Origin of the sequence: Citrobacter sp. wls829, assembly GCF_005280825.1 — a bacterium.
Lineage (GTDB): Bacteria > Pseudomonadota > Gammaproteobacteria > Enterobacterales > Enterobacteriaceae > Citrobacter > Citrobacter gillenii.
Map to the genome: position 1 here is coordinate 1 of NZ_SZWP01000083.1, position 11,882 is coordinate 11,882.

Annotated in this window: 11 protein-coding genes and 1 pseudogene; 3 read left to right on the forward strand and 9 right to left on the reverse strand. The window is 50.2% G+C overall.

The genetic code is table 11. From position 1 onward, the window contains the following. Window positions 1–49 precede the first annotated feature (49 nt). The 3 genes from FDW88_RS18620 to leuE all read right to left on the reverse strand — a co-directional run bounded on the left by FDW88_RS18620 (window position 50) and on the right by leuE (window position 1,412). Complete coding sequence (locus FDW88_RS18620) at window positions 50–232, reverse strand: DUF1869 domain-containing protein (RefSeq protein ID WP_096757331.1); 183 nt, start codon at window positions 230–232, stop codon at window positions 50–52. Between the two features lie 3 nt (window positions 233–235). Further along, window positions 236–598, reverse strand: a complete 363-nt coding sequence (gene yeaR / locus FDW88_RS18625) for a DUF1971 domain-containing protein YeaR (protein ID WP_096757332.1) — start codon at window positions 596–598, stop codon at window positions 236–238. A 175-nt stretch (window positions 599–773) separates the two neighbouring features. After that, the gene (leuE, locus tag FDW88_RS18630) at window positions 774–1,412 is read right to left on the reverse strand and encodes a leucine efflux protein LeuE (RefSeq protein WP_117343116.1); all 639 of its coding nucleotides are present in this window, start codon (window positions 1,410–1,412) and stop codon (window positions 774–776) included. A gap of 236 nt (window positions 1,413–1,648) precedes the next feature. Between leuE and ycaC the strand changes: the two genes are divergently transcribed. After that, window positions 1,649–2,275: an isochorismate family cysteine hydrolase YcaC gene (gene ycaC / locus FDW88_RS18635; protein ID WP_096757333.1), complete on the forward strand. Its 627-nt coding sequence runs from the start codon at window positions 1,649–1,651 to the stop codon at window positions 2,273–2,275. Window positions 2,276–2,313: 38 nt separating this feature from the next. On the opposite strand, the pseudogene zinT reads toward ycaC, so the two are convergent. The 6 genes and pseudogenes from zinT to FDW88_RS18665 form a co-directional block, all read right to left on the reverse strand. Continuing rightward, a pseudogene (gene zinT / locus FDW88_RS18640) lies at window positions 2,314–2,955 on the reverse strand (metal-binding protein ZinT); the annotation flags it as partial. 123 nt (window positions 2,956–3,078) lie between these two features. Beyond that, window positions 3,079–3,669, reverse strand: coding sequence for an ATP-binding cassette domain-containing protein (locus FDW88_RS18645; protein ID WP_117342959.1), 591 nt, complete (start codon window positions 3,667–3,669; stop codon window positions 3,079–3,081). Further along, window positions 3,653–4,447 (reverse strand): ATP-binding cassette domain-containing protein, encoded by a 795-nt coding sequence (locus tag FDW88_RS18650; RefSeq protein ID WP_137363133.1) that lies wholly within the window; start codon window positions 4,445–4,447, stop codon window positions 3,653–3,655. Before FDW88_RS18650 ends, FDW88_RS18645 begins: the two co-directional genes overlap by 17 nt. Continuing rightward, window positions 4,441–5,253: an ABC transporter permease gene (locus FDW88_RS18655; RefSeq protein ID WP_137363134.1), complete on the reverse strand. Its 813-nt coding sequence runs from the start codon at window positions 5,251–5,253 to the stop codon at window positions 4,441–4,443. Before FDW88_RS18655 ends, FDW88_RS18650 begins: the two co-directional genes overlap by 7 nt. Further along, window positions 5,243–6,217, reverse strand: coding sequence for an ABC transporter permease (locus FDW88_RS18660; protein WP_096759416.1), 975 nt, complete (start codon window positions 6,215–6,217; stop codon window positions 5,243–5,245). The genes FDW88_RS18655 and FDW88_RS18660 overlap by 11 nt, the downstream gene beginning before the upstream one ends. Further along, window positions 6,217–7,803 (reverse strand): ABC transporter substrate-binding protein, encoded by a 1,587-nt coding sequence (locus FDW88_RS18665; protein WP_137363135.1) that lies wholly within the window; start codon window positions 7,801–7,803, stop codon window positions 6,217–6,219. The genes FDW88_RS18660 and FDW88_RS18665 overlap by 1 nt, the downstream gene beginning before the upstream one ends. A gap of 435 nt (window positions 7,804–8,238) precedes the next feature. Between FDW88_RS18665 and FDW88_RS18670 the strand changes: the two genes are divergently transcribed. Then, window positions 8,239–10,326 carry a TonB-dependent receptor gene (locus FDW88_RS18670; protein WP_115258715.1) on the forward strand — a complete coding sequence of 696 codons (2,088 nt, stop codon included), beginning with the start codon at window positions 8,239–8,241 and terminating at the stop codon, window positions 10,324–10,326. A gap of 269 nt (window positions 10,327–10,595) precedes the next feature. Next, complete coding sequence (gene yibB, locus FDW88_RS18675) at window positions 10,596–11,453, forward strand: protein YibB (protein WP_137363136.1); 858 nt, start codon at window positions 10,596–10,598, stop codon at window positions 11,451–11,453. Window positions 11,454–11,882 lie beyond the last annotated feature (429 nt).

The window sequence follows — 11,882 nt, forward strand, 5'->3', positions numbered from 1 at the left end:
GCATGCTGCGGTTTTTTATATAAATCATAGAGTAATGGCGTTTATGGCGTTACCAGCCGCAAACATCGTGCTCATTTTCTGTATCGTACGAACGTACGGTATTCACCAGATCTTTGACCACTTCGGCTGCCACGTCGGGTACCAACAGCGTCATTGGCGCTTCCGTTTCATAATCAACAGAAACGCCATTGCTGTTATTGGTTACGGTGACGGTATAGGTTGCTTTACTCATGACTCACTCCTTGCCGGTACGCACGACTTTACGTTGATTAGCACTCTCCATCAGAACCTCAGGCGCAACGAAAAAATCGATATTAAAGTAGGTGTCGTCGGTCATCACTTCGATGTTATGCCATTTTTCCGGTGGAAAAACGCCAAACTGACCGGCTTCAATAATCATCACCTCTACGGGCTCCGGGCTGTGCTCATCTGCGAATCCGAGATATTTGACCGCCCCCTGCATAACCGACAGTCGAGGATAAACCCCCGCACGGGTACCTTTATCAAGGTGGCGTTCGAAAATTCCGGCAGGCGCAGTGTCTTTGTTCCAGAACGGCGTTGAGCGTGTATGAATGTGATTCTGTGGAATTTGAAGCATCTTTCTTCCCTTTTCCAGTCGACAACCAGCGAGCCTTATTGAATCGCTGCTGTGAACAGGGTACGCCTCAAAATATACATTTAAAATACCATTTATTGGTTAGTATTCTTACTGATGGGCAATGATAAGAATGGGGAAAAACGCAAAGCCCGCCGCCTGGAGCGGGCTAATGGCGTTAAGACTGAAGCGTCGCCAGACGGGCGGCAAATCCCACAAAAATTAAACCGATAAGGGAATTGCCCACCTTCGCCAGTTTCTTCTTGGTGCGAATATACTGCGTGACAAAAGCACCTGAGAAAATAAGGAAACTCAGATAGAAGAAGCTCACGATTTCAAGCGTAATGGCCAAAATAAAGAACGACAACCCTGAATGTGGTGCATTGACGTCAATAAATTGAACGAAAAACGACACATAAAACAGAATGGCTTTTGGATTAGTCAGACTCAAAATTAATGCACGTTTGAAAATAGCACCAAAGGGCGTTTCTTCGGCCGCAGTCTCCGTGGCCTTCGACTTTAACGTGGCATACAGAATCTTCGCGCCGAGATATAACAGATAAAAAGCCCCCAGATAACGCACGATATTAAACAAAACGGGCGTTGTTTTGATCAGTGCCGCAACACCTGCGTAGGCCAAAAACATCAGCACGGCATCACCGATGAACACCCCGCAGGCTGCAAGGTAACCGCCCTTCACCCCTCGCCCTACGCTGTTCTTCAGCACGAATATCGTATTGGGCCCCGGTACCAGTACAATAAAAATAGCCCCCACCAAATACGTCCAGTAATTCAGAACTCCATACTCTGCGAACACGTTAACCTCTTCCTGATAAAACACATGCATTTGCTGCGAGACAATATGCTAACGAATGCATCACCTGATGGAAAGAGAAGCTTATGAATAGCGCACTCTGTTGCAGAATATTTTTCGTTCCAGATTTGCAACGATGAAACTCATTTTTGCGACTACCCAATACCCCGGATAGCCACTACTGTTTATCAATAGATTTCGCCGTCGAGGCCCCCTCTCATCACCTGGAGAAAGAAAAAATGACGATTACCTATAAACGTGTGGATAAGGATCAGGCTGCCGTACTGTTGGTCGATCACCAGGCAGGTTTACTGTCGCTGGTCCGTGATATTGATCCCGACAAGTTTAAAAACAACGTGCTGGCGCTGGCCGATCTGGCGAAGTACTTCAAACTCCCCACCATTCTGACCACCAGCTTTGAAACCGGTCCTAATGGCCCTCTGGTTCCTGAGCTGAAAGCGCTGTTTCCTGACGCCCCTTACATTGCCCGCCCGGGGCAGATTAACGCCTGGGACAACGACGATTTTGTCAACGCGATTAAAGCGACGGGTAAAAAACAGCTGATCATTGCCGGTGTCGTCACCGAAGTGTGCGTCGCCTTCCCTGCGCTATCGGCCATTGAGGCAGGGTTCGACGTGTTCGTGGTTACCGATGCGTCCGGCACCTTTAACCCGCTGACCCGCGACTCTGCCTGGAACCGTATGTCTTCTGCCGGCGTGCAGTTGATGACCTGGTTCGGTCTGGCCTGTGAATTACACCGCGACTGGCGTAATGACGTTGAAGGGCTGGGCACGCTGTTTTCCAACCATATTCCTGACTATCGCAACCTGATGACCAGCTACAGCACGCTGGCTTCCGGAAAATAATATCCGCAATTTATCAACCCGCCGTTATCGGCGGGGTAATGATGCAGCATCTCGTCAATCACCGCTTCTGCTTTGAGCTGATACGGATAATAGGTTGGCCAGTTGTCCATCTCTTCAAGCAGCGCTGCCTGTGAGGTATTTCCCATAAAGATGTGATAGTGGCTCGATTTGCGTGGTGCGATAATATGATCGCTAAATTGAACATATTTCGGCGCCTGACTATTTGCCTCTTTGCACTCAAACAGATACCGCACACCTTTCTTGCCTGACGTATAGGTCAATATTTTGTATCCGGCGTAATCATATTTACACGACGCGACCTTATTACCCGTATGAAATTCCATCACACCGTTCTCGATACCGATAGTGTCCACGCTAGTGGCATAGCCTGTGCGGTAATAGGTTTTATACTCCTCCGCCGTTTTACTTTTATCCTTTTCGGCCTTCTGCTTGAATACCGGATCCAGTTCACCGCTCTGCAGATAAGGGTAAACGGACTGCCACACGCCATCCCAGTCGCTCAGAGCCCTGTCCTTCACATGGCTATTATCAAAAACGCCCTCTGACGCTTTTTGCTCTATTTCTGTCATCGGTGCGCCATGGGAATGGTGCCCATGTGCCAGTACCTGGCTACTGGCTAACAGCATCCCAAAAACAACCGCCAGTCTTTCCAAACGAATAGCCAAAATTTCACCCTCAATATGGTTGCGAGTGAATTGTTATAATATAACGTAACATTTTAATCAACGAGGTTATGCAAAATTCATCCGCAGCGATAAATCGGCCACACGGAGAAAGGACGACTACGTCCAGGGCAACCTTCGCGAACAAAGCTGATCAAGCAATGCCTGCTGATGGCTAATGATGAGCATTCCTAACGGACGACGCTGGCATTCTTCAAGAAGCAGCGCCCATATATCTCGTTGAATAGAAGGGTCAAGCTGGGCGGTAATTTCATCGGCAATGAGAAAACGCGTGCGCGGATCAAGCGCGCGCAGTAGCGCAATACGCGCCAGTTCACCACCAGAAAGCTGCCCGGGTCGGCGGGTTAACCACTCGGGATTGATATGTAAACGGGCGAGCGTTGAGGCATCCGGCTGCCAGGCATCCCGCACCGCATCACCGGTACTTCGCCAGGGGTTGAACGTCAATTCAGGATGTTGCGGCACCAGTTGTACCGGGCAATATTGCCCGACCGGTAACGGTTTATCATCGACTAAAATCTCACCGGAGGTTGGTTTTTGCCAGCCAGCCAGCACGCGTCCCAACGTGGTTTTCCCGGTCCCGCTAGGAGCGCAAATCCCCATGCGCTCCCCGACAGCCAGCGAGAACGTCAGGTTTTGCCACAGCACCTTACCGCCCTGGCGTATAACAACATCACGACAGCACAGCATTCAGCTCTCCAAATAGTTGGTTTCTCTCAGGTAACGCCCGCCATTGCCGCTGCAAATATTCGCTGATATCGCCACGCAGCAGCTGTTCCCGACTCACGTTATCCGATACCCGTCCCTGATGCAGGGCAACAATCCGGTCCGCATGGCGTGCAGCCAGCGTGAGATCGTGGGTTACCCACAGCACACCACAGCCCTGCTCGCAAAGGCCTCGTAAATGCCCCAGCAGTTGATTCGCCAAAGGCGCATCCAGCCAGGCGGTAATTTCGTCAGCAAGGATATAGCGCGCCTGACTGAGTGACGCATGGCACGCCAGAACACGTTTTGCCATCCCACCGGACAGTTGGCGCGGGAAAGCACCTAATACGCTGGTGTCCAGTTGGCTCCGTTCAAGAAGTTGCGTTACCTTCCCCGCGTCCCAGGGATGACCGGAGAGTTGACTCGCTCTTTTCAAATGCTTTTCAATGGTCAGCAGTGGATTAAGCGCCTGAACCCCTTGCGGTACATAACTAAAGGTATTGCCGCGACATGCACGGATGTCATTACGATCCAGCGTTTTTCCATCGAGGGTTATCGCGCCCTGAACGCGCAGATTGTCTGGTAACAGATCGAGCAGACACTGCAACAGCAGACTCTTACCTTCCCCGCTGCCGCCGACTAATGCCACCATTTGACCGGGGGCAATATCAAAAGAAATATCCTGGAGTAGCGATGACCACTTTCTCGCGCCGTACCAACGATAGCGCGCCACGTCCAGCGAGACCTGCTGTAAACTCAACATGCGTCACCTCTCAACCACAAACGATGTACTGCCCGGGCAAACTGATCAAATAACATCACCAGGCTGAACAGCATTAACCCCGGAAACAGCACCAGCCACCAGTTGCCGTGGCTGATAAATCGCAGCGCATCCGCCAGCAACAGACCCAGCGACGGCTCATGCGGCGCCAGCCCGAAACCAAGAAAACTTAACGCCGCGCTATGTAACACCGCGTGCGGAAACATCAACAACGTCCCGGTCAACCATTGTGGCAATAGCGCAGGTAAGTAGTGATAACGCCAGCAGTAAAAATGCCCGTGTCCCAGCCGCCGGGTCAGCATCAGGTAGTCACTGTGTGCGACGCGTTCCGCCTCCGCGCGCAGGATCAAGGCCAGACGCGGCCAATGGGTCAGCGCAACAGCCAGCACCACCCCACTTTTACCACCGCCGAGAGTAAAGCAGATCAAAATCAGCAGCAGCAGATGCGGCATCGACAACATCGCGTCGGTGACTAAGCGCATCAGGACATCCATGCGCGGATGCAAACGCGAAACCGCCGCCATCAATAAAGCAATTACCCCGCTACACACCGCCGCGCCGATACCAATTTGCAGGCTGGTTAACGCCCCCTGAAAGCAGCGCACCCATAAATCACGCCCGAGATTATCGGTGCCAAACCAGTGCAGCGCATCCGGTGGCAGATGGCGGGCCAGCAGATTAACGCTCAGTGCGTTATCCAGCGTAGCGTTGCCATAAATGGCGATGAAGAGTAAACCGCCCGCAGACAGTAGAAGGCGAATCAACGTTGGGGTTGGGTTATAGAGCATCTGGACGCTCCACCGCGCGATTTAGCACATGGACTAACCAGGAAGAGAGCGAGTTGCCGATGAACACCAGCACGGTGCTGAACAAGACAATCCCCATCAGCAGCGGCACATCGCCGCGTAATCCGGCATCAATGGTCGCCTGCCCCAGTCCGGGATACGCAAAGACTTTTTCTGCCAGCAATGCGCCGCCAAAAAGTTCGCCAAGCGAAGCAAATTGCAGGCACAGCGCAGGCGTTATCGCATGACGCAGGACCTGGTGGCGCAGCAGCGACCATCCCTTGTCTCCCTGCGAGCGAGCAAAGCGAACGAAGTCGCTTTTCATCACGCTGGCGATACTTTCTCGGGTGTGCAGCGTAATTTGCCCTAACCCCAATAAACTGAGGGCGCATACCGGAAGAATCAGATGACGCAGACGCTCAGTGAAGCCAGCCATATCACCACTGTTGCCAGGCTCCCACGCGCAGCAGACCGGGAGCACCGGCCAGCGCACCGCAAACACGGCCAGAAGCAGCATTCCTATCCAGAAGGTTGGCAACGATGAAAGCAGATAGCTGAGGCGGCAGATCATTTTATCCGGCCAGCGGTTCAGGAAGCGCCCGGCAACGAACCCCATTGCCGTACCCAGTAACCCCGACATCAACCATGCACCACAGAGCAGAGCAAACGAAGTTGCAAAACGCTCTTTAATCACGCTGGCGACCGGTGCATTAAACAGCATCGAATATCCGAGATCACCCTGTAAGACGCGTGCAAACCAGTGCCCGAAACGCTCCCACAGCGGCTGATCCAGCCCCCAGCGTGCAGCGATACGCGCATACTGTTCTGGCGGAACATGCAGGAGATCGTTACCAATATAGGCACGAATCGGATCGACCGGCGAGAAGCTGAGCAAGATGAAGGTGCCAGCAGCGACCAGCACCAACAATACGATCAGCCGCAGAAAATGACCCACAACAGACTTCATCAACGGCAGGTCCAGGTCCATTCATCAAGATTGTTGAGCACGGACCAGCTGCCGTGAATTTCCGGCGCCCCTTTGCCCAGGTCAATGCACGGATTAGCCAGATAAGTATGCTGGATATTCAGCAACCATGCCCACGCAGCGTCACCCTGAACGCCTGCACCCTGCTTGCCATCCCACTCCACCTGCTGCCAGAAAGGCACTGCTTTTTGCCAGTCCGGCGCATCAATGGCCTGTTTGAGATGCTGTTCAACCGCAGGATTGCTGTAATAACCGGGGTTGTAATACTCAACGCCCGCGGCCTGCCCGCTGTAGTGATGGAAAAGCTCCATCGGATCTAAACTCCCCCAACCAAACAGCGTGGGATTCGAATGCATGTGGCGCTCAACGGTTTCCCAGCTTCCGGATTGCAGCGACACCGCAATGCCAACAGGTTCGAGCATGGCACGCACCGCTTCGGCTAAATCACGACGCGTACTGTCGCCGCTCGCATACCATAAGGTCAGATGGGCTGCTTTGCCGTTTTTTACACGCACACCATCCGGGCCAACTTTCCAGCCTGCCTGTTCCAGAAGCGCACGCGCTTTGTCACTGTCGCCATCTTTAAACGCAACCGACGGTCCCTGCCACGGCAGTCCCTGCACCGCGCTGTACGCCGGGATAGCGTGGCCTTCCATAACCTGTTCAGCCAGTTGCTTACGATCGATGGCGTAGTTAATGGCCCGTCTGATCGCGACGTCGGCCGTTATATCGTTACCGACCGGATAACCGTTAGCATCTTTTTTACCCGCAGGGACCATCGGGAACACGATCCCCCGGTTCTCTACGCTGTTGCGAACCCACAGCTTCAAATTGTCTTGTTGAGGTGCAACGGCCATTGATGGCGCAATACGCACCAGCCCCAGTTGACCACTGCGTGCGGCCGCGTAAGCGTTATCTTCGTCCAGGAAGACAAACACCAGCCGGCTAAAATCATTTTTCTTACCCGCGTACCAAGGATTTGCTTCGACGATTAACTGTTGGCCCGGCTGAAAACTCACCAGCCGATAAGGGCCTGCGCCAATTGGATTTCTGGCAAAGGTTTTTTCATCGTATTGTTTTGCCGGAACAATGCCTAACGAGCCCAGCACGTTCACAAATGTACTCTGCGGACTGCGTAGCGTCATTTCTACCGTGCGATTGTCTTTCAGGCGGGCATGGGTGAAATTCCCCATGTCGATTTTCCCACCGCTTGTCGCGGCTTTGTTGAAGGTAAATACCACATCTTCCGCCGTGAGCGGGGAGCCATCAGAGAATTTAAGATCGGGTTTTAAGGTTAATGTCCAGGTTTTCCCATCAGCGCTGGTCTCCACCTTCTCCGTCAGCAGGTTTCCCCAGCTCATATCGGCATTTTGTTTTAACAAAGGTGCATGCAGGAGCAGATAGCTGCCGTGACTCCAGCCTAGCATCGGGTCGAATCCCTCCGTGGGTTCGGGTCCAATTGCCAGTTTCAATGTTTGCCCTTCCACCGCCGGTTGTGCTGCGAAAAGGGAGGTCGAAAATGCCAGAGTCAGTGCGCACGTCAACCGTGCCAGCTTGCCGTTAATCATTACCTTATCCCGCTTTTGCGTTGTTTTTATACCGCACAACAGCACATACCCGTTGTGAGGTCTCCTGGGGAAGGGATTATGGCGGACCACTTTGGCTAAAAAAATGATACAGCGCAGAAAAGTATGACGATTTTAAAAAAACATCATACAACTGTCGAATTCTCACCTCTCGACGTGCAGTGATTCACTGCCGTGATTTTTATCTCCTTCTCTATTATTCAATCTCATATTAAATGAATATTAATAATTACCGTAAAAACTACTCACGCGTTTTGTCATTACTCCCTATCTAAAATTAGTGACAATTTATGTATATTTATTCAAGAAATATACAGAGAGTGACAAGTTATGTAAATTTGTAATGATAATTATTTGTATTATCATTTTCATCAATTATCTTACTGCCTTTGAATTTTTAACAAAGGAAGTTTGACTATGCGTTTAAAACCTGTTGCCTCTGTCGTTCTGTCCTGCCTTGGATTCAGCGGTACTTATGCCTTCGCCGATGATGTCATGGTCGTGACCGCGTCGGGTTACGAAAAAAAGATCACCAACGCGGCTGCCAGCGTGTCGGTTATTTCTCAACAAGAATTACAAACCAATAAATATAATGACTTAGGTGAAGCCCTGCGCTCCGTTGAAGGGGTTGATGTTGAAAGCAGCACCGGTAAAACCGGCGGTCTGGAGGTCAGTATTCGCGGCATGCCTGCCAGCTATACGCTGATCCTGATAGACGGTATTCGTCAAAATGGCAGCAGTGACGTGACGCCCAACGGCTTCTCTGCCATGAACACCAGTTTTATGCCTCCGCTGGCAGCCATCGATCATATTGAAGTGATCCGCGGTCCCATGTCGACGCTGTACGGTTCAGATGCTATCGGCGGTGTCGTTAACATCATTACCAAGAGAAGTACGGACAAATGGAGCACGTCCATTAATACCGGCGTTAACCTGCAAGAAAGCAATAAATGGGGTAACAGCACGGTAGCCAACTTCTGGTCAAGCGGCCCGCTAATTGCTGGCGTGCTGGACATGCAGGTACGCGGCAGCACGACACAACGACAAGGCTCCAGCGTCACCTCTCTGAGCGATACCACATCGACGCGCGTGCCGTATCCAACGGAATCTGAAAACTACAACATCGGTACCCGTCTGGACTGGAAAACCGGCGCAAATAATACGCTGTGGCTGGATCTCGACTCCGCCAGACAGCGCTATGACAATGATGATGGGCAGTTGGGTAATCTCACCGGCGGATACGATAAAACCCTGCGCTATGAACGTAATAAGGTCACGCTGGGTCACGATACCGCATTAACATTTGGTACCTGGAAATCCTCCGTGGGCTGGAATGAAACCGAGAACAAAGGCCGCCAACTGGTCTCATCCGCACTCACGCCAGAAAACGCGGGCCGGGCCGGTGACGCTCGTGAACTGAAAAATACCAACGTCATCCTGGACTCGGTCCTGCTGACGCCATTGGGTGATTCGCATCTGCTTACTCTCGGCGGAGAATACTGGGATGCCCGCATGAAAGACGGGGTGGTGCTGGCCAATACCGGTGAAACATTCCACCAGAAAACCTGGGCGACCTACGCGGAAGATGAGTGGCATATTCTCGACTCGCTGGCGTTGACCGCAGGCACTCGCTATGAGCATAACGATGTCTTTGGCGGACACCTTAGCCCACGAGCTTACATGGTGTGGGACGTATCGGAAGAATGGACCCTGAAAGGTGGCGTCACAACCGGATACAAAGCCCCGTCACTCAGCCAGTTGCACAACGGCATCAGCGGTGTGACTGCTCAGGGAACCGTCAATACGGTCGGCAACCCCGACCTTAAACCCGAAGAAAGCACCAGCTATGAAACCGGGTTGTACTATGAGAACGACGCGGGGCTGAACGCCAACGTTACTGGCTTCTACACCGAATACAAAAATAAAATTGTCTCGTATTCCATCGATGACAATACCAACAGCTATACCAACAGCGGCAAGGCGAGAACGGATGGCGTTGAATTCGCCAGCACCTTCCCGCTTTGGTCTGACGTGCTGAGCTTATCGCTCAACTACACCTATACGCAGAGCAAACAAAAAGATGGCGAAAACAAAGGCGCACCGCTGAGCTATACCCCCAAACATATGGCTAACGCCCGTTTGAACTGGCAGGCAACCGAAGATATGAATGCCTGGTTAAGCGCACGCTATCGTGGTAAAGCCCCACGCTTTACCGAAAACTATGACAACCTTAGTGCAGTCCAAAAAGCCGTGTACGATGATAAAGGGGCCAATTTAAAAGCCTGGACCGTTCTCGATATGGGCATGTCCTATAAGCTGACCAAAGAACTGACGCTGAATACGGCGATAAATAACGTGTTAGATAAAGACTTTAGCGACGTCACTCTGTATCAGGTTGGCCGCAGCAGCACCTACGCGGGCGACTACTTCCAGACCGCACAATCCACAACCGGATACGTCAATCCGGGTCGCAACTACTGGGTATCGTTAAACTACCAGTTCTAATTGGTTTTTCACCTACAGGCCGGGCTATAACGAATCGCCCGGCCTCTTTCTGATGTTGTCTCTGCACCTGCAAACAGTCCGTAAAATCACAGAATATATTCACTGCTGTCAACTACCAGAATTTTAGATCAACACTGCGTATCACTTACTGTATGGATTTCAACTTCCTGTTTGGCGTGGGGACTGATAAACTGTGTCTAAAAATGTCAGACTTATTATTTTTATATAATTACCTACTGGATAAGTACAAAGTACGCAGGTTGACGGAAATGGATTCATCGATAACTATCGTTACAGCATTTTTTGATATTGGACGAGGTAACTGGACAGCCAATAAAGGTTTCTCGCCACATTTAGAGAGAACGCCTGAAACTTACATTGATTATTTTAAAAACTTATCCACTCTGGATAACGAAATGATCATTTTTACCTCTTACGACCTTAAACCAGAAATTGAAAAAATTAGAGCGGGTAAAAAAACCACAGTTGTTACCTTTGACATTAACACTAAGTTCACTGCAATTCGGCAAAAAATTCACGACATCCAAAAAGATGATGCTTTCAGAAACAGACTTGAAACGCGCCAGCTAATAAACCCTGAATATTGGTCCGCTGAGTACGTGCTGGTGTGTAACCTGAAAGCTTATTTCATAAACAAAGCGTTAGAGATGAATCTTGTTAACAATGAGATGGTTGCCTGGATTGATTTCGGCTATTGCCGTAACCCGGAAGTCACAAACGGTTTATCCTTATGGAATTATCCATTTGATAAACGTAAAGTAAATTTATTCACAGTTAAACGTGGTCTAAACCCCAAATCCATTGATCATGTTTTTGAACACATGATCAATAATCGCTCTTATATTATTGGCGGTGCCATCGTTGCGACACAAGAAAAATGGCAAGCGTTTTATAAACTGGTACGCCGCTGCCAAATAAAGACCCTTAGAAATAAAATAGTTGATGATGATCAAGGGATTTTCATCATGTGCCATTACTTAAACCCGGAGTTGACAAAGCTAAACTACCTTGGAAAAAACAGATGGTTTTATTTGTTCAAAATGTACGGTAAAAAAGATCTAAAAAGCAGATTGCTACGCCTAAAAGTGTTGCTTCGTGGCAAATAAAAACTCACCGTCCCTGCGACACAATCAACCGGCTCCGAGCAGTAACATGGCCGGAAAATCTTGGGGAACATCCATTTATACATATATATGATGTTAGCTGATCCAGTCCAAAAACTGTATAGTATTAAATCAGCCAAGCTTATTTCTTACAGGAACGGAATGCTTTCATCAGAGTGATGTGGTTGTGCCCGCACGCCTGAATGCCAGCCAGTGATTAGATTAACGCGTTGAGGCATGCGTTCTGTTTCATAACTAACGGGATAAGCAGAATAAAAACTAAATAATTCGAGTTACATTGACGTTACGGGTACTCAGCCGTAGGCAGGCCTACACGAGTCGTAGCCATATCACTTATTCATCAGTACACAGTTGCATAAATAAACACAAAAGAGCGAACAAGCTAGGGAAGGTGCGAACAAGTTCCTGATA